18 protein-coding genes and 1 riboswitch are annotated in these 24,704 nt (G+C 33.5%); of the genes, 5 read left to right on the forward strand and 13 right to left on the reverse strand.

The window, feature by feature from the left end; genetic code table 11:
• The 6 genes from ACNFIH_RS10210 to ACNFIH_RS10235 all read right to left on the reverse strand — a co-directional run bounded on the left by ACNFIH_RS10210 (position 1) and on the right by ACNFIH_RS10235 (position 8,325).
• Positions 1-984, reverse strand: a complete 984-nt coding sequence (locus ACNFIH_RS10210) for an alpha/beta fold hydrolase (RefSeq protein WP_426486539.1) — start codon at positions 982-984, stop codon at positions 1-3.
• Positions 985-1,063: 79 nt separating this feature from the next.
• Positions 1,064-1,172, reverse strand: a riboswitch (SAM riboswitch).
• 260 nt (positions 1,173-1,432) lie between these two features.
• Positions 1,433-1,636, reverse strand: coding sequence for a hypothetical protein (locus ACNFIH_RS10215; RefSeq protein ID WP_035645613.1), 204 nt, complete (start codon positions 1,634-1,636; stop codon positions 1,433-1,435).
• 560 nt (positions 1,637-2,196) lie between these two features.
• Entirely contained in the window at positions 2,197-3,285 is a 1,089-nt protein-coding gene (locus tag ACNFIH_RS10220; protein ID WP_035646801.1) for an aspartate kinase, read from the reverse strand.
• 185 nt (positions 3,286-3,470) lie between these two features.
• Positions 3,471-4,775: an O-acetylhomoserine aminocarboxypropyltransferase/cysteine synthase family protein gene (locus tag ACNFIH_RS10225; RefSeq protein WP_426486540.1), complete on the reverse strand. Its 1,305-nt coding sequence runs from the start codon at positions 4,773-4,775 to the stop codon at positions 3,471-3,473.
• A gap of 78 nt (positions 4,776-4,853) precedes the next feature.
• Complete coding sequence (locus ACNFIH_RS10230; RefSeq protein WP_426486541.1) at positions 4,854-5,039, reverse strand: hypothetical protein; 186 nt, start codon at positions 5,037-5,039, stop codon at positions 4,854-4,856.
• A gap of 439 nt (positions 5,040-5,478) precedes the next feature.
• The gene (locus tag ACNFIH_RS10235; RefSeq protein WP_426486542.1) at positions 5,479-8,325 is read right to left on the reverse strand and encodes a TonB-dependent receptor plug domain-containing protein; all 2,847 of its coding nucleotides are present in this window, start codon (positions 8,323-8,325) and stop codon (positions 5,479-5,481) included.
• A gap of 533 nt (positions 8,326-8,858) precedes the next feature.
• Between ACNFIH_RS10235 and metK the strand changes: the two genes are divergently transcribed.
• Positions 8,859-10,109: a methionine adenosyltransferase gene (gene metK, locus ACNFIH_RS10240; RefSeq protein WP_035645622.1), complete on the forward strand. Its 1,251-nt coding sequence runs from the start codon at positions 8,859-8,861 to the stop codon at positions 10,107-10,109.
• Positions 10,110-10,429: 320 nt separating this feature from the next.
• Here the strand turns inward: metK and ACNFIH_RS10245 are convergent, their stop codons facing one another.
• From ACNFIH_RS10245 to ACNFIH_RS10260, 4 genes are all read right to left on the reverse strand, one after another.
• On the reverse strand, positions 10,430-11,896 hold the full coding sequence (locus ACNFIH_RS10245) for a M28 family metallopeptidase (protein ID WP_426486543.1): 1,467 nt from the start codon (positions 11,894-11,896) through the stop codon (positions 10,430-10,432).
• Positions 11,897-12,177: 281 nt separating this feature from the next.
• Positions 12,178-14,427 carry a hypothetical protein gene (locus tag ACNFIH_RS10250; RefSeq protein ID WP_426486544.1) on the reverse strand — a complete coding sequence of 750 codons (2,250 nt, stop codon included), beginning with the start codon at positions 14,425-14,427 and terminating at the stop codon, positions 12,178-12,180.
• A gap of 92 nt (positions 14,428-14,519) precedes the next feature.
• A complete protein-coding gene (locus ACNFIH_RS10255) occupies positions 14,520-17,207 on the reverse strand; it encodes a carboxypeptidase-like regulatory domain-containing protein (RefSeq protein ID WP_426486545.1) in 2,688 nt (895 codons plus the stop codon).
• Positions 17,208-17,237: 30 nt separating this feature from the next.
• Complete coding sequence (locus ACNFIH_RS10260; protein ID WP_426486546.1) at positions 17,238-18,152, reverse strand: GLPGLI family protein; 915 nt, start codon at positions 18,150-18,152, stop codon at positions 17,238-17,240.
• Between the two features lie 235 nt (positions 18,153-18,387).
• On the opposite strand from ACNFIH_RS10260, the gene ACNFIH_RS10265 reads away from it, so the two are divergent.
• The 4 genes from ACNFIH_RS10265 to ACNFIH_RS10280 all read left to right on the forward strand — a co-directional run bounded on the left by ACNFIH_RS10265 (position 18,388) and on the right by ACNFIH_RS10280 (position 20,628).
• Positions 18,388-19,203, forward strand: a complete 816-nt coding sequence (locus tag ACNFIH_RS10265; RefSeq protein WP_426486547.1) for a hypothetical protein — start codon at positions 18,388-18,390, stop codon at positions 19,201-19,203.
• Positions 19,203-19,817, forward strand: coding sequence for a deoxynucleoside kinase (locus ACNFIH_RS10270; RefSeq protein ID WP_035645628.1), 615 nt, complete (start codon positions 19,203-19,205; stop codon positions 19,815-19,817). The genes ACNFIH_RS10265 and ACNFIH_RS10270 overlap by 1 nt, the downstream gene beginning before the upstream one ends.
• A 144-nt stretch (positions 19,818-19,961) precedes the next feature.
• Positions 19,962-20,258 carry a type II toxin-antitoxin system HigB family toxin gene (locus tag ACNFIH_RS10275; RefSeq protein WP_035645630.1) on the forward strand — a complete coding sequence of 99 codons (297 nt, stop codon included), beginning with the start codon at positions 19,962-19,964 and terminating at the stop codon, positions 20,256-20,258.
• A 1-nt stretch (position 20,259) separates the two neighbouring features.
• Positions 20,260-20,628 (forward strand): helix-turn-helix domain-containing protein, encoded by a 369-nt coding sequence (locus ACNFIH_RS10280; RefSeq protein ID WP_035645633.1) that lies wholly within the window; start codon positions 20,260-20,262, stop codon positions 20,626-20,628.
• 88 nt (positions 20,629-20,716) lie between these two features.
• Here the strand turns inward: ACNFIH_RS10280 and ACNFIH_RS10285 are convergent, their stop codons facing one another.
• The 3 genes from ACNFIH_RS10285 to ACNFIH_RS10295 form a co-directional block, all read right to left on the reverse strand.
• Positions 20,717-23,269, reverse strand: a complete 2,553-nt coding sequence (locus ACNFIH_RS10285) for a sodium-translocating pyrophosphatase (protein ID WP_426486548.1) — start codon at positions 23,267-23,269, stop codon at positions 20,717-20,719.
• Positions 23,270-23,381: 112 nt separating this feature from the next.
• Entirely contained in the window at positions 23,382-23,912 is a 531-nt protein-coding gene (locus ACNFIH_RS10290) for an inorganic diphosphatase (protein ID WP_035645638.1), read from the reverse strand.
• A 111-nt stretch (positions 23,913-24,023) separates the two neighbouring features.
• Positions 24,024-24,623 carry a DNA-3-methyladenine glycosylase family protein gene (locus tag ACNFIH_RS10295; RefSeq protein WP_426486549.1) on the reverse strand — a complete coding sequence of 200 codons (600 nt, stop codon included), beginning with the start codon at positions 24,621-24,623 and terminating at the stop codon, positions 24,024-24,026.
• Between the last annotated feature and the right edge of the window lie 81 nt (positions 24,624-24,704).

Here is a 24,704-nt window from a genome sequence, read left to right on the forward strand (position 1 = left end):
TTATTTTGCTATTGTTTCTGCCTTAAAAATATCGGCAAGTAAATGATCTAATTGTTTGTACTCGATTAAAAAAGCGTCATGTCCGTGAACCGAATCAATTTCGCTGTAAAAAACATTTTCTTTAAACTTTTTTAATTCATTATAAGTTTCCAGATTTTCTTGTGGTGTAAAAAACAAATCTGAATTGATTGCAACAATATGAATCGCTGCGTTTGATTTTGATATTAAAGTCTCGAAATCCTCACTATTTCTCGTAATATCTATGGTTTTCAGCAATTGGTTCATCAATTTGTACGACGATAATTGATAACGTTTTTGCAATTTATTTCCGTGATGTGCCAGCCAGCTTTCGATATTAAAAATGGAAAGTTCAGAATGAACAGTTCGCTTAAATTTCGCTTTGAATGATTCTGGAGATCTGTAACAAAGCATAGCATGAATTCTGGCATCTTCTACCGGTCTGGACGAATTATTCAAAATTTGCTCTTGCAGATAACAATTTGCAATCATCCAGTCGGTGGATTTCCAGTCGGTTGCAATCGGAATTAAATGTTCTGTGATGTTTGGTTCCAATGCCAGGATTTCCCAAGCAATTCCGCCACCAACAGAACCTCCAATAACGGCAAACACTTTTTCGATAGTAAGCGCTTTCAAACCTTTGATAAAAATTCTCGCAATATCTCTGGCTGTAAAATCCTGGTAATTTTCGATTACAAACGAATCGTTACCATTTCCCGGAACATTAAATGCCAGAATAGTATATTTATTTGTGTCGATTGTTTTTTCGTCTCCAATCAAATCATTCCACCATCCGTTTTCGCCGGTTACTTGTGCATTTCCTGTCAAAGCATGATTGACCAAAACGATTGGAGCGGTATGCAAAGGCAAACCAGAAAGCGTAAAACTTAACGGTAGCAATGAAAATAGTGCACCACTCTCTGTGATGAAATTATTAATTATGATGGGATTTGGTATATTTTCCAATTTCAAATCTTTTTATTATTGATTTGTATGTGGAAATATTAGAAAGAAAGTCTAGAGTTTGAAACTAGAAAAATTCTTGTTGTTATCTTTCCACGTTTGGGCGTGGTAGAATGCAGCACCTTCTTCGAATTAACGAAGGGTTGCTAAGGATTCATCGGGTCTAATCCCTCCTCCTTTCTTTATAACATTTCAATACGTTTTTGAACTTAAAGGTGCAAATTAACTACTAATTTCTTAAACAAACAAATTTTATCGAAACTGATTCCGCAATTTCTTAAACATACTTTAAAACAAGTCGAAAGTTTAAAGTCATAAAGTCAAAAGAATTAGCATCATTAATGCCATAATCTCTTTGTCTATTACTAAAACTATTATACGCAAAAAATTACCGAACAAACTGCCCAGTAAAATTAAGCGGGTTTTACCCTATTTTATCCTGCTTTTTGATTTAGATAAAAAGCGTTTCATTCTCTTTTGAATACATCAAGAATAATAAAGAATTCGGTTCTTTTTTAACTTCTTTTTTATTATCTGTTTCCGTTATTCCGAAGCTTGGATGAATTAATTCATTTGTTGGCGGCGGATTGTTTCTTTCATTTTTGATGTTTTTGAAAGTTGAGATTTTTTTTCTTAAGTAGTTTAATGTGCTCATGATATTTAAGTTTAAATTAGTTTGCGTTTTATAATATTTACTTTTTCTTTAAATTTTTGTTATGCTAATCAAAATGAATAAAAAAACCCTTTTGGGTTTTTAATACCAAAAGGGTTTAAGTTTTTATAGAACTTATATATACTTTTAGTATCAACAGACGCGTACACAAATACGTGCGACGTTAAACATCTTGTTCATCTGTAGGGATTTATTCATCTGTGATTTGACTTTTATTTTAAAAAAATTCTGCATTTAATTCTCTTTAATAAGCTTTCAGATTTGATTAGGATCTAAAAGGCGATAAATCATTTATTTAACATTTAAGCATCTGTTTTTAACAGATCTTACTTGTCTTACAAATTTGCAACTTTTTTTTTAATATTCCAAGTTACAAAAGCCTAATTTTTCTAAAAAAACGTTAAAAAACATCTTTTTATCGTCAAAAAACATCTTACAAAATCAAGATTTAACAAAAATACAGTATTAACTTACAAAAAATAAACTAACTTTTTCTGTTTCAATCTGTCAAAGAACTTTTTTTCCTAATATTAAAAAACCACTTATAGCCAGACTGCTTCTTTATTTTTTATTTTATCAGCTACTTTTAAAATATCGGTTATAATTCCTCTCGAAATTGCCTGTCTACAAGGTGATGCTCCTTGTATCACAATTGGAACATCAGCATAAGATTGGGTATAAATTTCGAAAATCGCATCTGAACCTTTTAATTGTCCAATTGGAGATGTTACAGGTTCTGAAACCAATTTTACTTCCAGAGTATTTTTTTCGACATCAAATTCGCCTACATATCGCAATACATGATTTTCTGCCTGAGTGATTTTTGCGATTTTATAAGATCGATCGACTGCTTCTTTATTTAGTATTCCATTTTTTTCCAGATGTTCTTCTCTTATTATCGAATTGATTTTTATATCAGAAAATTCAAATTCTTTCCCGATTTCACGGGTCAGAATCAGTAATTTTCTGGCTGTATCATTTCCTGATAAATCTTCTTTAAAAGTCGAACGCATTAATCCGAGAAGGCTGGCATCTTTCAAAATTGACGAAAAAGAATTTTCTTCTGCCGAAAATCGGTTAAATACATAACTTAAATGATCTGAAAAAACTCCTCTGATCTTCGTGATTTTTTCGCCCGAATAATACAAATCTCTCAATGTCTGCAAAACCGGAAATCCTGTATCAACTGATGTTTCGTACAAAAACTCTTTGTCGTATTTTTTTAGATTTTCTCTCAGCTGTTTATAAAGATCTATTGGGAGCGTATTGGCTTTCTTATTTACCGCAACAATATTAAATCCGTTTTCGATCAATGTATTGTAATGACTTATTAGTTCGTCGCTTGCAGTAGCATCGACGGCTATTAAATTTTCGAATTCATTTTCTTTAGCAAACGTTATAATATCTTCTACTCTGAAAGGCACGGCTAATTCTCTGAAATTGGTTTCCCATGAATAACCTACGCCTTCTTTCTCGAAAAAAGCAACGGTTGAATTCGTTATTATCGGAAAATGAAAATCGACATTTTTGCTTTGCAGAAAAAACTCCTGACTTTCAATAATCTGATTGATCAGCGTGCTTCCGATATTTCCAATCCCAAAAAGAATAATATTTATTTTAAGCTTTGACATAATTTCTCGCATTTTAAATATTTAACCATATAAGTATATAAGTTCATTTTAGCACACCTAAATGCATTACTCCTATATATACCTTATATGGTTTCATTTTTTATTTATAGTTTTTTTTCATAAAAAATCACCCTTAGCAGCACCACACCGCTAAAGGCAATTTTTCAAACAAAAAACAAAAAAACCTAATTTTTATTGATACTGTATTGCGTTAATGTCACGCTTTCAAAAACCGCTTTTAAGTCGGCGATTAAATCTTCAATATCCTCGATTCCAACAGAAAGTCGGACTAAATCTTTAGAAACACCCGTTGCCAATTGATCTTCTTCAGACAATTGCTGGTGCGTCGTGCTTGCTGGGTGAATAATCAATGATTTTGTGTCACCAATATTGGCTAATAATGAGAACAACTTCGTTTCGTCAACCACTTTTTTTGCTGCATCAAAACCTCCTTTTAATCCAAAAGTGATAATACCACTTTGTCCTTCAGGAAGATATTCCTTCGCTAAATCATAATATTTATTCGATTTCAGACCTGGATAATTTACCCAAACTACCTCATCTTGTTTTTCAAGCCATTCAGCCAAGGCCAAAGCATTTTCGCTGTGTTTTTTAATTCGGATTGGCAAAGTTTCTAATCCCTGAATAATCTGGAAAGCATTAAACGGACTCAAAGCTGCGCCAAAGTCGCGCAAACCTTCAATTCGTGCTTTTGCAATAAAAGCTGCATTTCCTAAAGCTTCGTGATAAACTAATCCGTGATATCCTGCAGAAGGCTCTGTAAATTCAGGGAATTTTCCGTTAGACCAGTCAAAAGTTCCGGCATCAATAATAGCGCCTCCTAATGAAGTTCCGTTTCCGGCAATATATTTTGTTAAGGAATGAATTACAATATCGGCACCATATTTTATAGGGTTTAATAAATAAGGTGTCGCAACTGTATTATCTACTATAAAAGGCACTTTGAATGCTTTGGCTTCCGCCGAGATTCTTTTTAGATCCAATACATCTAATTTTGGATTTCCTAATGATTCTACAAAGAAAGCTCTGGTATTTTCTTTTGCTGCTTTAGTGAAGTTTTCTGGTTTTGAAGGATCTACAAAAGTCGTTGTGATTCCTAATCGCGGTAATGTTACACTTAGTAAGTTATAAGTCCCGCCGTATAAACTGTTTGATGCTACGATATGATCTCCTGCTCTTAACAAGGTCAATAAAGTTGTTGAAATTGCCGATGCTCCAGATGCTGTAACTACAGCTCCAATACCACCTTCAAGCGCGGCTAGCCTCTGCTCTAAAACATCATTTGTTGGGTTATTTAATCTTGTATAAATAAATCCGGCTTCAGCAAGACCAAATAAATTGGCGGCATGATCAGCATTATTAAATACATATGATGACGTTTGATAAATAGGCACTGCTCTTGTTCCTGCATTTTTAGTAACATCGTGTCCTGCGTGTAGTGCGTTTGTTGCAAATTTTTGTGTACTCATGATTTCTTAATTTTTTAAATATTGTTGATACTATATATTATATTGATATTGTTTTTTGAAATTGATGTTGAAACTCCTTTAAACAAAAAAGCTTTCTTGTTCTTCGAGATCATACATTTGAAACAATAATGATCTTTGAGCTTTTATCTTCTGCTCTGCATTTATTCGTATAACTTCTCTAGTTATGTCTTCTGATTTATTATTATTATTTTGAGAATCGTTTCTCAATAAATACTCTATCGCGATTGAATTTAGTGTTTTCATAATTTGAAAATTTAAGTGTTGAAATTAAAAAAGCCCTTTCGGATGGCTACCAAAAGGGCTTTTAGTTCTAACTAAAACCAAGATTTAACTTTTACTTTTGGCAACAGCAAATTGGGATGCACATTTGCATCATCTGACAACACATCACCATATTATTTGCTATTGTTTTCATTTATATAATAATTGAAATTGTTTCTTTTTTAAACTCGACTAATTCGATAGAGTAAATATAATATTTATTTATTTAACAGCCAAATAAAATTTTGATATTTAACGTTAAATTTTTGTAAGTCACTAAAATCAAGCCTTTCAGCTGACTAAACTATTCTGAAAGGTTAGCCACTCCCGATAGCTATCGGGATAAAAAGATTACATTGATTTTAAAAATCAGTGCTAATTCGTTTAATCCTTAATCCCGATAGCTATCGGGAGTGGCTTTTTAAAATTTAAAGCTCAAACGTGCAAAACCAAATCTTCCGTTCAATCCAAATTGCGATACTGCTCTTGAATAAGCAAACTGATTTGCATTGCTCAAATCTGTACTTGGCGCCGGAGATAAAGTTGGAGTTGTATTTGTAAAGGCCGGAGTTGCTGGATTATTTCTGTCCGGATAAACATCTCCTATATTATTAAACCCAATTGTTGCTCTAAAATGTTCATTGATTTGATATCCTAAAGATAAATCTGTAACTAATTTTGCGCTGTATTCCGGGTGCTCATACACAGATGAAAATCCATCTAAATTCACATCAGTCGCTCCTGGATCTGTCACTTTTCCAAAATAGCTGTTTCTCAAATAAATGTCCAGTTTTTTAATACTGAAAGTTGTCATTAAGTTCGCTTTCAATCTCGGAATTGCTTCTTCTAAATACACTCTGCTTGACTCTGGAAAAAATGAATACTTATAAGGTTCGCCACCTGCATCAATAATAGATTGCGGTACATTTAAATCGCCAACTCTTTTCGTTTCATTGTAGCTTAAAGCCAAATCATTTCTGATGATAAAATCTGGAATAACATCATATTTCTGAGAAATTACCAAATCAATTCCTTTTGTTTCAGAGTTAATTCCGTTTGTCCAAAATGATGCTCTTTCCACTCCTTTTGTATCAAATGCCTGTTGAAATAAAGTCAATGCTTCGGCTTGTTCAGGACTTGTAGCTGCTGCAATCTGCGCATCTGTTGGTCTAGAATATTGACCAGTCAAAACAATTCTGTCGTCGATTCTGGTAAAATAAGCATCTGTTGCAATTGTGATATTCGCTTCAGGAATTTTAAATGTAAATCCTGTACTAATACTTTTTGATTTTTCCGGCTTTAAATTTTCGACACCAATACTTTTTGCTGCTTCTGAATCATTTGTAAAATATCCCACCTGATATGGCGATCCATTTATAAATTGAGTTGAACTTGATTCAAAATATTTTTGCTGTAATGAAGGTGCTCTAAATCCAGTCTGTCCAGAAATTCTCCAGTTAATATTTTCGTTCAATTTTAAAAGAGACGCTAATTTGAAGATCGTTGTGCTTCCAAAATCAGAATAGTTTTCATAACGCAATGCCCCATTTACTAGCCATTTTTCAGTTACATTTAATTCTAAATCAAGATATGCTGCGCCACTATTTCTATTTTTTTCTTTCGCATCTGATGGCTGAAACCCTGAAAATCCCTGAGCTCCTGCTCCACGTTTGTTCCCAAAAAAGTCAGTAACAATTAAAGGCGAATTACTTGGCAGAATTCCTGAAACCAAAGCGCCATTTACATCATACAATCCATAAGAAGCTTCTTCTCCTTGTTTTATTTGATAATTTTCATATCTAAATTCCCCTCCAAAAGCAACGTTCAAACCAGCAAGAATATCATATTTTCTGGTAAAATCTAAATTCGTTGTACTTTGCAAAAACGAAACTTTTCCTGCATCAAAACTAAAAGGAGAATTGGTTCCCAAAGTTGCATTGATGGTATTGTTTACATCATATTGAAAAGAATTTGTTCCGAGGTTTGTACTTAAATCAGTATCAAATCCGAATAATTCTGTATTCACTCCAACGGCAGCAGAAGCATCTAAAATTTTTGACTCAATTTCTGGTAAAAATCCGTTTTGATACACTTGGGTAAAAGTTCCTGAACCGTTTGGAAGTCTATTGAAAGCATATGATTTACCATTTCTATATGATATTCCTCCAAAAGAATAAAGAGAAGTCGTTTCTGTCAAAGGATATTTTGCATTATAATAAGCCTGACCCGATGCCAATTCTGACTGTCCCACACTCATATTATAGTCGCTTCTCTGCTGACCTCTGTATTGAAGTTCATTATTGGTTACATCAAAATTCAGCGCTGTCTGCATTTGCGTTATCGTTGTTGCGCCCGCGATTGCATTTTGCTGTGCAGTGGTAAAATAACTTACCTGAGGTGCATATTGTTTTAAAGAGCTTAAAATTTGCGCCGAATTTGGAGTTGAGTTAATATTGCTGAATAATGAGTTGATTTGAACCCCACTTTGCGCAGCTCTATTTTCAACCGCATTGTAAGCGTTAAAAATAGCATTACTTCTAATTCCGGCTCTGCTTGTTGCTTCTCTAGTTACGGCACTTGCTGTAACATTAAAGAAACTTCCCGGTTTTCCTAATGAAGTTCCATAGTTTAGATCGACTTGCAGTGTTTGTCCATCGGCTCCGCCTTTAAAATCATTAGATCCAGATGATAAATTGGCTCCATATTGAATACCACCCGAAATAAAATTGGCATTCTTTTTAAGGACAATATTGATTACTCCTGCAATTGCATCAGAACCGTATTGTGCTGCTGCACCGTCTCTTAAAACTTCTATTCGGTCAATGGCGAAAGACGGAATTGCATTTAAATCTGTACCAACAGAACCTCTTCCCGGCGAACCATTTATATTTACCAAGGCACTTGTATGTCTTCGTTTTCCGTTCACTAAAATTAAAACCTGGTCTGGTCCCAATCCTCTTAATTGAGCCGGATCAACGTGATCTGTTGCATCTGCCGTTGATGTTGGATTACTGGTAAACGACGGCGCAACATAATTTAAAATTTGAGTTACGCTTGTTTGTGGCGCTCCTTTAGTGATTTCAGTAATACTAAAAACATCAACAGGAACCAGAACATCGGTTTTTACTCTGTTTTTACTTCTTGATCCTACTATCGTAACTTCTGATAATTCATTATTTTTTAGCGTATCCTGCTCAGTTTTGTTTTCCTGTGCATAAATTCCTGAAAATGTCAAGATACTTAAAAAGGCTAGTACATTTTTTTTCATTTCTTTTTACTGGATTAGTTAATGTTTTGGCTTAAAAAAAAATTAAAGTTTTTCATTTTGAGCAAAAAAAAACCTCTGCGATCTGCAGAGGTTTCTATATCTATTTTTGAAAAAAAATTACAACAGAGTCTCTGCGGAAAGTTCCGGCATCATACAAGACATCATATTGCAAACTGTTAATTTCATTTGTTTCTGTTATTTTTAACGAGGCAAAGTTGCGAACTATTTTTTAATCAGCCAAACAAAAAGTAAAATATTTTCTATTACCCTATCAAACTAATATACTTCTGTTAAATTTCTGCTATAAAAAATAAAAAAAGTTGAACTTTAATTTGCAAATCAAAATGGTTTTATACCTTTGCACCCGAATACAGAGGAAAAATTTGAACTGATTGCAACCTCTTCATAATGAAATGGTTCGTTATGAGTGCCGGGAGATTAATTTCGGCAGTAAAAAATGCTAAAGCAGAAACTCTCCTTTAGCCCTTTTTAGCAATTATTTTCCTCGCTTAATTTTAATTTAATACATTATTATGGCTTATTTATTTACGTCAGAATCTGTTAGTGAAGGGCATCCAGACAAAGTTGCAGATCAAATTTCGGATGCATTAATTGACAACTTTTTGGCATTTGACGCTGATTCAAAAGTAGCTTGTGAAACATTAGTTACAACAGGTCAGGTTATTTTAGCAGGTGAAGTAAAATCGAATACTTATCTTGATGTTCAGCAAATTGCACGTGAGGTAATCCGTAAAATTGGATATACTAAAAGTGAATATATGTTTGAAGCGAATTCTTGTGGAATTCTTTCAGCAATTCACGAGCAGTCTGCAGACATTAATCAAGGTGTTGACAGAGCTAAGCCAGAAGAGCAAGGTGCAGGAGATCAAGGAATGATGTTTGGTTACGCTACAAACGAAACGGAAAACTTCATGCCATTGGCACTTGATTTATCTCACAAATTATTACAAGAGTTAGCTATTTTAAGACGTGAAAACAAAGAAATCACGTACTTACGTCCAGATGCTAAATCTCAGGTAACTTTAGAATACAGCGACGATAACAAACCAACTCGTATTGATGCAATTGTTATCTCAACTCAACATGATGATTTTGATGAAGAAGCTACAATGTTGGCTAAAATCAAAAAAGATATTATCGAAATTCTTATTCCAAGAATTATCGCTAAAAACCCAGAACACGCACATTTATTCAACGATAAAATCAACTACCATATTAACCCAACAGGAAAATTCGTTATTGGAGGACCTCACGGAGATACTGGTTTAACAGGAAGAAAAATTATTGTTGATACTTACGGTGGAAAAGGTGCTCACGGTGGTGGTGCATTCTCTGGAAAAGATCCAAGTAAAGTGGATAGAAGTGCTGCTTATGCAACGCGTCATATCGCTAAAAACTTAGTTGCGGCAGGTGTTGCTGATGAAATCTTAGTTCAGGTTTCTTACGCAATTGGAGTTGCTGAGCCAATGGGAATTTTCATTGAAACTTACGGAACTTCTAAAGTGAACTTAACTAACGGTGAAATTGCTAAAAAAGTAGAAGCTATCTTTGATATGCGTCCTTACTTTATCGAGCAACGTTTAAAATTAAGAAACCCAATTTACAGTGAAACTGCTGCTTACGGACACATGGGACGTAAACCAGAAACAGTTACTAAAACTTTCTCTGCTCCAGGTGGAAACGAAAAAACAGTTACTGTTGAATTGTTTACATGGGAAAAACTTGATTTTGTTGACCAAGTAAAAGCTGCATTTGGATTGTAATATATTCGAATCTTATAATAAGAAAAGGCTGTCTATTAAATTTTTTAGGCAGCCTTTTATTTTTTATAATGCGTGTTAATTGAACGCGGATGACATGGATTCGCTATCGCGAAAACGCAGATTTAAACGGATTTTTTTTCTTGGTTTACTTTAATTATAACATGAAAAGCATACAAAATAAAAGGCTCTCTAATATTTTAGAGAGCCTTTTTATATACCTTAAATTGATTGATTAAAAAAAATCCGTTTAAATCTGCGTCTTTACGAAGTAAATCCGTTTCATCCGCGTCTTAATTCCAATCCAAATAAAAATAAATCTTTTATCTTTCTAATTGTACATTTGGCAATGTTTTCGGGCGATTAGCATCGTTTGACAAAATCCATCCTGTGCGGTACATCCATTCTGTCATTTTGCGAAGTTTTACGTAATCAATATTTTCAGATTCATCCATTGGCGTGTGATATTGACTGTGCAGTACACTTGTAAAGAAAACCGCAGGAATCCCTTTTCTCGCATAAGGCAAATGATCGGAACGGAAGTAAAAATACTCCGGATGTTCTGGTCTGTCCCAAAGTTTATCCAAATCAAATTTTGGTCCTTCATCATTTGCTTTTTTGGCAATGGCAACCAAATCAGATGAATTTTCATGAGGAGAACTTGAGCCTAATAAAGCCGCTTGATTTACATTATTTCTTCCAATCATATCTCCATTTAAAACTGCTACAATATCTTTTTCTGGAACGGTAGGATGCGCTGCATACCATCTCGACCCTAACAAACCACGTTCTTCAGAACCATGAAACACAAATAAAGCAGTTCTTTTTCCTGGCTGTTTTTTATACGCTCTTGCAATTGCCAACATCGCTACACAAGTACTTGCGTTATCATCGGCACCATTGTAAATAGAATCCTGACCGTATTTTTGACGAACTCCGTCATGATCCTGGTGTCCGCTGAAAAGCACATATTCATTTTTCAATTTTGGATCGGTTCCTGCAATTGTACCTACAACATTTACAGAAGGATACTTATAGGTTTCAGAAACTACTTCAGTAGACAAAACATCTTTAGTTGTTTTTAAATATTCCAATTGATCTCCGTGTACCCAAAAAACTGGCATTGTTGCTCCAATTTTATCACGGAAACCTTCAATTCCGTAAATACCTCTTGTCATTTGTGGTTCAACCTGAGACCAGCTCTGTTCAGCTAGTTCATCAGCAACCATAATAAGTGCTACAGCACCTTTTTTTACAACAAGATCGTAGTATTTGTTTCGAACTAAACCAGGATATCTTCTGTCAAAAAGCGAAATATCATCTGCAATTCCTTCTTTTGAAGCTAGTAAAACAACCGCTTTTCCTTTAATATCAGCTTTTTCAATTTCTTCTTTTGTTGCTGCTCCTAAATAAACTAAAGAACCTTCAACTTTTATGTTAGTGGTTTCTGCTACCAGAACATCCTTCCATAATTTATATTCTTTTTGACCAATTTTAAACTTTGTATTTGGCGTCACCTGATGTCTGTATAAATCAAAAAATTGGAAATACGTTCCGTCGTCACCAGCTGGAGCCATTCCGGCTTCTTTAGCTTTATTGGCAAGCCACATTGAAACTTTTAATTCATCAAGCGTTCCAGCTTCACGACCGTTAAAGTGGTCGCCGGCCATTTGATACATATCGGTTCTAAGATCTTTATCAGTTATTGCCGCAACTAATGGTTTTTTAACTGCCTGAGCAAAAGTCATTGCTCCAGAGGCAAGTAAACCAAGGATCATTTTGTTTTTCATACTTTTTAATTTTATAATCCAAACTTAATGAATTCAAGGCAAAAACTTTGATTTTTTAACATCGAAAACAGCAATTAGCAATGATTAATAAAGAAAAATGGCCGTCCATATAGACAGCCATTGCATTTTTCACAAGTATTAATATTTTATGGCACACGGATGACACAGATTTAAACCGATAAAAACGGATTTTCATATTAAATCGGTGAAAATCCGTTTAATCCGTGTTATCTGTGTGCTTGATTTAGTTATTAGTCTACTAACCGACAATCGCAAAATTTTTAATACGTTCCGTTTTGCATTTTGGTCAAAGTTTCCTGAATATCAATTGCTGTTTCAGGCTCCGTAACCGTATTCAAATATTTAACTGCCAAAGTCTGTGTTTCAATCGCCTTTTGTTTCTGACCGTCTTTGTAATACAATTGCGCCAAAGTATCTAAATAGTAAGGATTGTTCTTGGTCACAACTAAACTATATTCCGACCATTTAATAGCTTCTTTTAAAAAATTAGCATTTTGTGACTGCAGCACTACAGACCATGCAGCATTATTACAAAGATTTGAATGATAATCTTTAAAAGAGTTCCATCCATCATAAGCATATGACGAAGATGAATCTAAAGCCGAAAACATTGCATCTAATTTTTCAATTGGACTCGATGACGCTAAATTAGAATCAAAATAGGTGCTGAACTCTTTTAAGAAATCAACGTTTGAAGCGGTTGCATCTTCTGCATTGTTTAAATATTGGAAATAATTGCTGTACGATTCAAAATTCCCTTTTCCTAAAGCAATGATCTTTTTATAAACCGAAAGATTTTTCTCCTTATTTATATCTGAAAAAGATTTTTCCTGGGCAATATAAGTATTAGCCTGTAATGCTGAAGAAATTTCAGAAATCACATTTCCTAAATTATGAACTTCACCTTCTTTATTATTAAACGCTAAACGATTCTCTTCAATTTTATCAGCATGCTTTAAAATGTAATCGATAGAAAGAAAGTCAGTATCATTCAAAACTCTTTCTTCATTAAAAAGTTGCTTCGTAAAACCTTGATTTTTGATTTCTCTTAAAATGGTTTCAACCAAATACATATCTGGTTTTGAATCTTTTTGGTGCGATTCGATCAATTTTTTCCAAGTTTGAGCAACTTCTTTTTTATCTGATGAAATTTTGGTCAGTAGAAATTCTGTAGAATTGGCAACTTCTGCTCCAGAATCTGAATCATAATCGTATGAAATTTCCAAAACCGCAGCTCTATTAAATGCTCTGATCAAATCTGCATCCGTCGCTTTTTTATTTTTGAATGTCTTATTTATGTATACAAAAGCATTCGCACGCTGCAATTTTTTATATAAATCACCGTAATACCCAAACTGATAACTCTTGTCTGATAAATCAGATTTTGCCGATGCCAAAATATCTCCCTCACCATTTAAAACCAAAATGCTTGGATCATTTGTTATCTTATTGTTTTTAAGCCACTTTTTATCATCGGCGCCAGCCAAATAATAATTGTAAATATCATATACAGGATTATATGCATCATACATATTATAAGCTGTCTGTGTTTCCTGGTCTTTTACAAAGGCATCAAAACTTTCTTTCCCAACAGTTTTATTTGCGTTAGAATAAAATACCAAAAATTTCAATTTAGCTTCTTTTGTTGCCGCTAAAGCACTTTTTAAATTGTTCTCTATTTTGAGTTTAAAATCATATTGCAAAGGAACTGCGGGAGGAGCTACAGTATAATCAGCTACAGCTGCACTATCCACTACCGCAGCAGCGGGATCAAATTCTTCAATTGGAGAAACTGTTTCTTTGCCTGGATAAGTCCAATTTGAAATTATTTGGCTTTCAACAGGAATTACTTTTTTTTCCTTTACAGGCTGTGGGTCTTTTTCATTTAAAAAAACCAAAGGATCTTTGCCGGCAGGCTCCGAAATTTTCAATTCATTTGTTTTTCTGTCAAAAAAACCGCCAATTTTCAAATCACCCAATTGCGCAAACTCATAAGTGATCGTGACTTCAGAAACATCTTTTGGTAAAGCATATTTACAAACGTTGCTTTTTCCATCATAATCCTCATAAACCAAATACAAGTAATTTGTTTTTTCGATTTCAAATTCTAAATCATTTTTTTCCCAATTTGGATCTGTTTTGGTTTTGATGTCTGATAATCTTTGATAAACAACATCTTCAGTCCCATTTTGAGTTCCGATATAAAAGGAATAATAAGACGAGTCTGGAAACTTGATTTTAATTTTTTTTGCCTTTTTATCGGCTGCAAAAGCAAGATTAAAACTACTTTCTGATTTTTCTTTTTGAATAAAAATTAAAGAATCGCCTTTGATTTCATAATTGCCTGTATAAAAAACCAGCTCATATTTATTATCGTCTAATAAATTCAGTTTGATTTTTCCGCCTTTATTTGTCGATAAATAAGTTCCTTTTTCTATTCCTTTCACTTGACAAAATGAATAGGAAATTCCTGTAATTACGAGTAATACACTCCACACAAACTTGCGCATGACTAATTTTTTTGCTGTTAATAATCTCAAGCAAAGATATTCGATTCTTATCGAAACAAGTCATTAAAATTGATGATTTAGCAATTAAAATACTACAAATTATATTTCATTGAAAATATGATGTAACGAGGCTGGACAGTGTATTGTGAAACTCGGGTAGAAAACTGCGAAAAACTGTCATCATTCAAATATGTTGTATTTAAAATGTTAGTCGCGGAAATTTTATATTCCCATTTACTATCCTTTTTTTGGTAAACCAAACTGGCGCTTAAAAAATCATATTCGTTATCAACTGATTTATTTCCATTATAATAATGGTAAAATTCATATTCTGAAACAAATGAAAAACTATTCCAGAAATAATAATCCAATCGTGCAAAAGGTTTGTCTGTATAATAAGTCGAACCGCTATATTGATTAATTAAAGCATTATATCCAAGTTCTAAATTCGGTAAGTTTTTATAGTTTGTCGCTGCTTTTACAGTATAACTTTGCACAAAACTTTCTGTAGTTGCCAAAACATTATTCTGAATATTATTGAATTTTGACCAATTCAAACTTGCTGTTGCCGATGCTTTGTAATTCTTTAAAAAAGAACGTCCGTAACTTCCCATTCCGCTTAATGTTTCATCAGCTAAATTAGAATTGTAAGGAACTGACGATTGGTTGATTCCATCAAAATTAGCTTTCGTTTTTATAGCATCAACTTTTTTAGTGTATGTTGCGTTGGCAAAAATATTTTCAAAATTGAACATATTGTATTTAAAATAACGAAGCGAATGTACTTGTGAAGTTGCATTTTCCAAGAAACGATTTCCTCTGAATAAACTACTGTAATCAGACAAAACATAACCTGCTGCCAATTGATTTATATCAGTGAAATCGTTTGACAAAGAGAAATTATACGTTAACGTTTCTGATTTTTTGATTTGATATAAAGCAAAGAAATCAGGCAATACTTTTGTAAAACTCTGCGAATAATCAGTTCCCAGCTGTCCGTTTGTCATTTGATAGGTATGCAAACTTACTCCTGGCGTCAACGTAAATTTTCCTGTCAGGATTTTATAATGAAATCCAATAAAAGCATCATTAAATCTATAATCAACATCATTATTGTTTTCTGCGGCATTTAAGTCATTTTTATTGCCATTATCGAGCATCTGAAAAATATGCGAATTAAAATTTTGGTATGAATACGTATTTCCCAGTGTAACATTGAAATTGCTTTTAGGCGTTACCATATAATAGTAATCCAGTTTTGCATCGAGTTTGTTTGTTTTCACAAAACGATCCTGATTCAAATCATTTCGGTTTTGTCCTGAAATATATCCGGCCAAATCAAAAGGTTGCGAACGCAGATTGGCATTATAAAACGGATTTTCGTCCTGATACAAATGTTGTGCTTCAAAAGCAAAAATGTTTTTGTCGCTTTGCGTATAATACAAGCTCAAATTCTGATTTACTGATGTTGGATCTTGCTTTTTTTGAGTGAGAATAGTTTCAATTGCAGAAGCATTATTCACAATCGATTCTCGAAGCAAATCGGTATCTTCATTTTGTTTTGATAACTTGGTTAAAATGTCATAATCAAACTGAAATTTATCACTTGGTTTGTAACTCGAACTCAATTTAAAAAGCCCCAGATTATTTTTTTGATGCGTCATTTCATCACGTTTCTGCTGATCGCCAGAATCTAAAATCGTAGTTTGCGATTTGGTTTCTAAATCTGTTTTTGAAACCGAAAGAATTCCGAAACCACTAATATTCCAAGCTTTTGTGGGATTGTAAGAGAAATTCGTCGCGCCAAATTTAGTTTCAATTTCCTTAGCACGATTGTTTCTTAAAACCGAAATTCCCAAATCATTTGACGAAACATTAAAATTGCTTCCGCCTTTTTTCATCATATTTTTGAAACCGCCTGTAAATTTGAAATAATCCTGCGCAGTCAATGGCAATTCACCAATATTATTAAAATTGGTAATTAAATTAATGCTGTATTTTGGACTGTAATAAAATAATTTCGGATTAATTATATAACGGCTATCGAGCTCTGCAACGCCTACCCCGGCAGTAACATCTCCAAACCAAAAGTTCTTTTTACCCGATTTCAGTTTAATGTTCATTGCAACATTATCCTGATCATTTTCGAGGCCTTTTAATTGACTTACTTCATTATAATTTCTTAAAACCTGAACTTTATCAATGGCATCTGCTGGAATGTTTTTAACGCCAAGTTTAGTGTCTCCGTCAAAAAAATCTTTTCCTTCAACCATTAATTTGCTGACTTTTTTCCCTTCAACTTCGATTTCACCGTCAGCGTTAACCTCAACGCCAGGTAATTTTTTCAAAACATCTTCCAGCTTTTTTTCTGTTCCAGATTTAAAAGAATCGGCATTGTAAACAATTGTGTCTCCTTTTATAGAAACCGGCATTTCACGAACGATTTCAACGCCTTCAAGTTCTATTCCGGTTCCGTCCATAACAATATTCTGAACGATATTTTCTGTATTTGTGGAGATCGCCATTTCTTTAGATTTCATTCCCAGATAACTTATTTTAACCGTGTAAGAAGTATTTGGCTTCAAAGTCAGCTGGAATTTTCCTTTATCATTCGTAATTCCGTACGAATCCATTGCTTTTGTGCCGTTATTTACAGCCATGATATTAGCCATTTCCAACGGATTTTTTTGTTCGTCCTGAATAACGCCGTCAAAACGGACACTTTGCGCAAAAGATATCGAGGTCATTAAAAAAATGACAAAAGAAAGTATATTTTTCATGGAGAAAATCTAAAAGATGAGATACAAAAATTATCGTCTAATCATTACCGGACCACCGCCTGGACCGCCTTCACGACCGCGGTTCATTTCTCTAAACTCTTCCATTTTTTTGATTACGGTTTCGTCGTAATCTTTCTGAGAAATTGTTTTACCTTTTGTTGGCGCTTTTATTTCGACTTTATCTTTGGTATTCAAAACAATTTTAGAACATAAAATAGTTGTTCTTCCATCATTTACTTCCAAAATCAAACCTGGAAGACCCCAATAGTTTTCTGGACCTTGGTTCACTGGAATTTCCGGAGAATACCAAGCTGTTATAATAATTTCTTTTGGAATTTCGAAGTTGTCCTGAAAGTTGGTTTTAGTTTCGCCCGAAGTTTTCTTTGCATCCTCTTTTTTCTCTTCAGGTTTTTTATCATCCGCATTTTTTGGTCTGAAATTTCTAAAATCAGTTTTGCTTGCTTCTTTTACCGCTGTTGCTTTGTAACAAGTATAACCGCCAATTATTTTTGTTTCAGATTCCATTTTCCAGTTAAGTTTTGGCAAAGAATCAACTACCAAAAACTCTTTCCCCATAAATTCTTTGTCAACTGTATACGATTTGCTTTTTACATTTTTATAAAAAGTACCTCCGCCTCCCATGAAGGAATTCATCATAATACGCATTCCTCCTCCTTGTTGTCCAGGAGCATCTAGTTTTTCTTCTTCTTTATAAATTGAAGCCGATTTGTCAAAATTTAAAATAAAAGTCTTTTCAAGCATTTTTTTCATTCGCTCTTCCATGTTTTTTTGCATTTCGGGCGTAATATCTCTATTGGCACGCATTCCATCCATTTTTGGAGCCTGCGTTTTTGACTCATAAACGGCCATTCCCTGAAAATCCTTTTGCGCCTGCATTTGAGTAAACACAAGCATCAAAGACATATAAAAAATCACTTTTTTCATTTTCATTTTATTTTAAATTGGGCAAATCGTATAAAACTTACACTCAAATGTATTATTATTTTTAAAATACCAAAAATATAATATATCAATGCTTTGAAGGCATAGACAGAATACGCTATTTTTTAGACTATTACGATTGAAAAAGGTTTAAATGGCAAAATCATCAAAATCTCTTCTTTTTAAACTTTTATCGTAAGGTTTTTTGTAATTTGGCACGACCGAAACCCAAAAAATCATGACTAAAACAGCAATAAATATTCTATTTTTCCTTTTAATTGCTGTTATTCCCACTGTTCTTTCGGGACAAAATTCAAAAATAAATGCAACCCAAATTTCTCATTTAAGCAATACTGCTGATGAATATTTAGGTCAAGATTCATTCGGATTTAATTATCAGATCAGCAATAATGTTTTCAGTAAATTTAAGGAAAGTGAGGTTTTTGAATATAAAAATGTCTCTTTAGGAAGAATCACAAAAACTGACTTGCAAAATCCGCTGAAAATCGTTTTGTATTATGAAGATTTCAATACTGTTGTTTTATTAGATAACCAATTAAATAAAATTACCGAAATCAATTTTTCATTAAATACAACTCCAATTGTCGTGAGCGCCATCGGAATGTCGACTCAAAATCAATTATGGATTTACAATGCCCTTAATCAGCAAATTGGGTTGTTCGATTACTTAAAAAATGAATACAAAACGGTTTCTATTCCATTAACAGAACCTATAAAACATTATCAGACAGATTTCAACACTTTTTATTGGATCGATAAAAAAAACAATTGGTTTTCCTGTGATATTTTCGGAAAAATCACAAGTCTTGGAAATGTTTCGGATTTTGATAAAATTGAAATAATTGATGCTCAAAAGTACATTTTCAGCAAAGGTAACCAGTTGTATTTAAGAGAGATTAGTAAAGAGAAAATAGCTATAATTTCTGAAATTGAAATTTTAGAAAAATCGTTTGACAATTTCTATTACAAAGACCAAATTTTATCTATTTTTACAGCTAAAGAAATTGTAAATTATAAAATCGTAACACCGTAATGCACATAGCAATAGCAGGAAATATCGGCGCAGGAAAAACAACCTTGACCAAATTATTAGCCAAACACTTTAAATGGGAGCCTCATTATGAAGATGTGGTTGATAATCCGTATTTAGACGATTTTTATCACCAAATGGAACGTTGGTCATTTAATTTACAAATCTATTTCTTAAATAGCCGTTTCCGTCAGGTGCTTCAAATTCGCGAAAGTGGCAAAAAAATCATTCAGGATAGAACGATTTATGAAGATGCTTATATTTTTGCTCCCAATCTATACTCAATGGGTTTGATGACAAGCCGTGATTTTGAAAACTATACTTCTTTATTCGAATTGATGGAATCTTTAGTAAAGGCTCCGGATTTATTGATTTATTTAAGAAGTTCTATTCCAAATCTTGTTGGGCAAATTCACAAACGCGGACGCGAATACGAAAACTCAATTTCGATTGATTATTTAAGCCGTTTGAACGAAAGATACGAAGCCTGGATTCAGACTTATACCAAAGGAAAATTATTGATTATTGACGTTGATAATATTAATTTTGTTGACAATCCTGAAGATTTAGGAAACATTATTAATAGAATTGATGCTGAATTAAACGGATTGTTTTAAAAACAGATTTCATAGATTTATACGAAATACAAAATGCCTCTAAAAAATTTTAGAGGCATTTTTATTTAAAAATTTTCCTACTTTTGTGATAGTTAAATAAATTTCCCTATTTGGGAAAAAACCAATATATTTGTCAAACTAATTATGAGAATAATAGCAAAAAGAACACTGCAAAATTTTTGGGAAAGATTTCCAAATTCTAAACAACAGCTTTTAGCTTGGTATCAAGTTTTTGATAAAAATGATTTTGCAAATTCTAACGTTATAAAATCTTCTTTTGGTACTGCAGATTTTGTAGGTAACAATAAAGTAGTCTTTAATATTTGCGGAAATCATTATCGCTTAATTGTAAAAATAAATTACTATACACAAATTGTATATATTCTTTTTATTGGGACGCATAGCGAATATGATAATTTAAAAGATATAAAAAATTTATAAAATGAATATAAAGCCCATAAAAACAGAACAAGACTATAACGCAGCATTAGAAAGAGTCAACTTTATTTTTGATGCTAAGCCAAATACTATTGAAGGAGATGAGCTGGATATTCTTGTAACTCTTATAGAAAAGTATGAACAAATTCATTTTCCAATTCCGGAACCTGATCCTATAGAAGCTATAAAATTTATGATGGAGCAGAATGGATTAACGGATGCCGATTTAGGAATTATTCTAAACAGTCGTTCAAGAGTATCGGAATTGTTTAACCGAAAGAGAGCTCTAACAATTAAACAAATTAGAGTTTTAACCGAAGCTCTTCATATTCCAGCATCAATTTTAATTAAAGAATACAGCTTAAATCCATAAATAAAAATGCCTCTAAATAATTTTAGAGGCATTTTTATTTATGATATCCTAACAGGTTTTAGAAACCTATTAGGATAAAAAATTGGTTTTATTTTACAGCATCAATCTTAGCTTTCACTTCGTCTTCCGTTCCTTCATAAACTTCAGTTGTCGTTTTACCATTTTCTGTTTTAGTTACTGTTCCGGTAGTTTTTCCGTTTATATTTTTCAGTTCAACACGAACAGATTTTTTCTCGTATTTACTAGTGTCAAAACAATCTGTTTTTTGATGAATGTATTTTCCGTTTGCGTCATAATGTGCAAGACATTTTGCAATTTCTTCTACTGTGCAACCTTTTTCTTTGCACATTTTAGCACATTCTTCTTTAGTCATTCCAGACATATCGCCACATTTAGAAACTCCACCTACATGTACTTCTGTTTTAACACAACAAGAACCTTTTTCTGTCATTCCTGTAGATGAATGTCCTTCACCTAAAATTGGTGCAACAACCAATCCGATCAAACAAGTCAATTTAATCAAAATATTCATTGATGGCCCAGAAGTATCTTTAAACGGATCTCCAACTGTATCTCCGGTTACGGCTGCTTTATGCGCATCAGAACCTTTATACGTCATTTCGCCGTTGATCATAACTCCAGCTTCAAAAGATTTTTTAGCATTGTCCCAAGCACCTCCTGCATTGTTTTGGAAAACTGCCCAAAGAACCCCAGAAACGGTAACTCCAGCCATATATCCACCTAACATTTCAGCTATTAATTGATTGTTATCTGAATAAACTAATTTTCCTAAAAGTACGATTGCGATTGGAAATCCAATCGTTAAAATTCCTGGAAGCATCATTTCGCGTAACGCAGCTTTTGTAGAAATCTCAACACATTTTCCATATTCTGGTTTTCCGGTTCCTTCCATAATTCCTGGAATTTCTTTGAACTGACGACGCACTTCGTAAACCATATCCATTGCCGCTTTTCCAACAGAATTCATCGCTAATGCTGAGAAAACCACAGGAATCATTCCGCCCACAAATAACATCGCTAAAACTGGTGCTTTAAAAATGTTGATTCCGTCAATTCCTGTAAAAGTTACGTATGCAGCAAATAATGCTAGCGAAGTTAATGCTGCAGATGCAATTGCAAAACCTTTTCCGGTTGCTGCAGTTGTGTTTCCAACTGAATCTAAAATATCGGTTCTTGTACGAACTTCTTTTGGCAATTCACTCATTTCAGCGATTCCTCCAGCATTATCAGAAATTGGTCCGAAAGCATCAATTGCTAATTGCATTGCCGTTGTAGCCATCATTGCTGAAGCCGCTAATGCAACTCCATAAAATCCTGCTAAAGCATAAGAAATCCAGATGGCACCTGCAAATAATAAAACTGTTGGAAAAGTAGAAATCATTCCGGTTGCCAAACCTGCAATTACATTTGTTCCCGCTCCTGTTGAAGATTTTTGAACAATTGCCATAACTGGTTTTGTTCCTAATCCTGTATAATATTCGGTTACTGATGAAATAGCGCCGCCAACAACTAATCCTACTAATGTAGCATAGAAAACACGCATTGAAGAAATTTGCTGTGAACCTTCTCCAAAAAATTCCATTGTCATAACTTCCGGTAACATATGCTGCACCAAGAAATAACAAGCAATTGCAGTTAATCCAATCGAAACCCAGTTTCCTATATTTAATGCTTTTTGAACTTGAGCTTCTTTAGCATTATCATCTGAAATTTTCACTAACATTGTTCCGATAATCGAAAACAAAATTCCGAAACCAGCTATTGACATTGGAAGCAAAATTGGACCAATTCCGCCGAAAGCATCATTAATACTTCCACCCATATCTTTAATAACATAATTTCCTAGAACCATTGCCGCTAAAACGGTTGCAACATAAGAACCAAATAAATCTGCTCCCATTCCGGCAACGTCTCCAACATTATCTCCAACATTGTCTGCAATTGTTGCTGGATTTCTTGGATCATCCTCTGGAATTCCGGCTTCAACTTTACCAACTAAATCGGCACCAACGTCAGCTGCTTTAGTGTAAATTCCACCTCCAACTCTCGCGAACAATGCGATAGATTCTGCCCCTAGTGAAAACCCCGCTAAAGTTTCTAAAACAACAGTCATTGTTTCAGTATCTTTCCAAACTCCGTCAGATAATAAATTAAAGAAAATTATAAAGAATGCTGTTAAACCTAAAACTGCTAATCCTGCAACACCAAGTCCCATTACAGTTCCTCCGCCAAAAGAAACTTTTAAAGCTTGCGGCAAACTTGTACGTGCTGCCTGTGTTGTTCTAACGTTTGTTTTGGTTGCGATTTTCATTCCTATATTTCCTGCATAAGCTGAAAATAACGCTCCAAAAATGAATGCAATTACTATAAATAAATGTGTTTTTACTCCCGGAATAAAAGTAATTCCTGCTAAAGCTAAACTTGCAACAATTACGAATATGGTTAATAGTTTATATTCGGCTTTTAGGAAGGCTAAGGCTCCTTCGTAGATGTAATCTGAAATCTCTTTCATCTTACCGTCTCCGGCATCTTGTTTTAAAACCCAAGTCCTTTTTATTCCCATGAAAAGTAATCCTAAAACTGCCATAACTATTGGCAGGTAAATCATAAATGCATTCATAATATTTTAATGGTTTTGGTTAATAGTCAACAATCTAACTAAAACGAATTTAAACAAAAAAGCAATACTCCTAACGGAGTATTGCTTTTTTTATAAAATATGAATGCTAAAATTATTTAATGCTAAATAATCCCTCTGGTTTATTTTCAATATCATCAAAACGCTTCGTGCACTCAGCAATAATTGCATAAGCTTCGTTTACGTCTCCCCATCCTTCAACATCAACTTTTTTGTTTTCAAGATCTTTATAAACTTGGAAGAAATGCTCGATTTCTTTTACTAAGTGTGGGTTGATATCTGAAAGATCATTTAATGAATTCCAGATTGGATCTGAAACTGGTACACAAATAATTTTTTCATCTGGTCCTTTATCATCTGCCATGTGGAAAACACCAATTGGCTTAACTTCCATTACACATCCAGGGAAAGTTGGTTCGTTTACTAAAACCAATACATCAAGAGGATCTCCGTCAAGTGCTAAAGTTTCTGGAATAAATCCATAATCAGCTGGGTACATCATTGAAGAGAATAACATTCTGTCGAAACGCATTCTTTTGATTTCAAAATCGTACTCGTATTTATTTCTGCTTCCTCTTGGTATTTCGATTAATACATCGAAAGTCGTTAGTTTGTCTGCGGTCATTTTCGTTTTTTATTATATCTATAATTTCGGTTGCAAAAGTAACCAAACATTCTATTTTTACAATAAAAAAACAGGTTAAATTATCTATATTATGTATTAAAAAACAAGCATTTAATAGGTAATTGTTCTATTTCGCTTTTTTAGGTAATGATGCCAAAGCAAATAGGTCGCATAAGATCTGTACGGACTCCATTGTTCGGCATGAATTTCCATTTCTTGTTTGTCATGAATTTTCAGTAATTCTTTGATTGTATTTATCACTGCAATATCGCCAAGCGGAATCAAATCGGGTTCTTCCAAACAAAACATCAAATAAATATCGATTGTCCAATTCCCGATTCCTTTTAATTTGATAAGTTCTTCTCGAACTTGTTTTGCTGATTTTGAAGGCAGGCTTTCAATATCTAATTCTTTATTTAAAACGGCTTCCGCCAAAATCTTAATGTATTTTGTTTTTTGTCGGCTTACGCCAAGACTTCTAAATTCTTCATCAGACAAAACAGCCATATTTTCTGGATTACAGGTTTTATAAGCTTTGATTTTTAAAAATGTGGCTTTCGCCGAATCTACAGAAACTTGCTGTTCCAATATCAGCAATACCAAAGTCTCAAAACCCTGAGGTCGTTTCGGAATTGGAGGCAAGCCGTACTTTTCGATTATTTCCTGAAATATCGGATTTTTATTGGTTAGAAAATCGATGGCTTCTTGCATAAGTATTTAAGTCTTTGCCAAAATTAAATAAAAAAGAATCTCGCAAAGACGCAAAGTTTTATTTCACAAAAAAAGTCGCAA

This window comes from Flavobacterium sp. 2 (assembly GCF_049949195.1).
Lineage (GTDB): Bacteria > Bacteroidota > Bacteroidia > Flavobacteriales > Flavobacteriaceae > Flavobacterium.

Excerpts from the sequence above, each read along its gene's own strand:
- ACNFIH_RS10250 (WP_426486544.1), bottom strand. The coding sequence starts at position 14,427 with ATGCGCAAGTTTGTGTGGAGTGTATTACTCGTAATTACAGGAATTTCC.
- ACNFIH_RS10215 (WP_035645613.1), bottom strand. The coding sequence starts at position 1,636 with ATGAGCACATTAAACTACTTAAGAAAAAAAATCTCAACTTTCAAAAAC.
- ACNFIH_RS10295 (WP_426486549.1), bottom strand. The coding sequence starts at position 24,623 with ATGCAAGAAGCCATCGATTTTCTAACCAATAAAAATCCGATATTTCAG.
- ACNFIH_RS10270 (WP_035645628.1), top strand. The coding sequence starts at position 19,203 with ATGCACATAGCAATAGCAGGAAATATCGGCGCAGGAAAAACAACCTTG.
- ACNFIH_RS10235 (WP_426486542.1), bottom strand. The coding sequence starts at position 8,325 with ATGAAAAAAAATGTACTAGCCTTTTTAAGTATCTTGACATTTTCAGGA.
- ACNFIH_RS10260 (WP_426486546.1), bottom strand. The coding sequence starts at position 18,152 with ATGAAAAAAGTGATTTTTTATATGTCTTTGATGCTTGTGTTTACTCAA.
- ACNFIH_RS10280 (WP_035645633.1), top strand. The coding sequence starts at position 20,260 with ATGAATATAAAGCCCATAAAAACAGAACAAGACTATAACGCAGCATTA.
- ACNFIH_RS10255 (WP_426486545.1), bottom strand. The coding sequence starts at position 17,207 with ATGAAAAATATACTTTCTTTTGTCATTTTTTTAATGACCTCGATATCT.
- ACNFIH_RS10220 (WP_035646801.1), bottom strand. The coding sequence starts at position 3,285 with ATGTCAAAGCTTAAAATAAATATTATTCTTTTTGGGATTGGAAATATC.
- ACNFIH_RS10225 (WP_426486540.1), bottom strand. The coding sequence starts at position 4,775 with ATGAGTACACAAAAATTTGCAACAAACGCACTACACGCAGGACACGAT.
- ACNFIH_RS10285 (WP_426486548.1), bottom strand. The coding sequence starts at position 23,269 with ATGAATGCATTTATGATTTACCTGCCAATAGTTATGGCAGTTTTAGGA.
- ACNFIH_RS10275 (WP_035645630.1), top strand. The coding sequence starts at position 19,962 with ATGAGAATAATAGCAAAAAGAACACTGCAAAATTTTTGGGAAAGATTT.
- ACNFIH_RS10290 (WP_035645638.1), bottom strand. The coding sequence starts at position 23,912 with ATGACCGCAGACAAACTAACGACTTTCGATGTATTAATCGAAATACCA.
- metK (WP_035645622.1), top strand. The coding sequence starts at position 8,859 with ATGGCTTATTTATTTACGTCAGAATCTGTTAGTGAAGGGCATCCAGAC.
- ACNFIH_RS10230 (WP_426486541.1), bottom strand. The coding sequence starts at position 5,039 with ATGAAAACACTAAATTCAATCGCGATAGAGTATTTATTGAGAAACGAT.
- ACNFIH_RS10245 (WP_426486543.1), bottom strand. The coding sequence starts at position 11,896 with ATGAAAAACAAAATGATCCTTGGTTTACTTGCCTCTGGAGCAATGACT.
- ACNFIH_RS10265 (WP_426486547.1), top strand. The coding sequence starts at position 18,388 with ATGACTAAAACAGCAATAAATATTCTATTTTTCCTTTTAATTGCTGTT.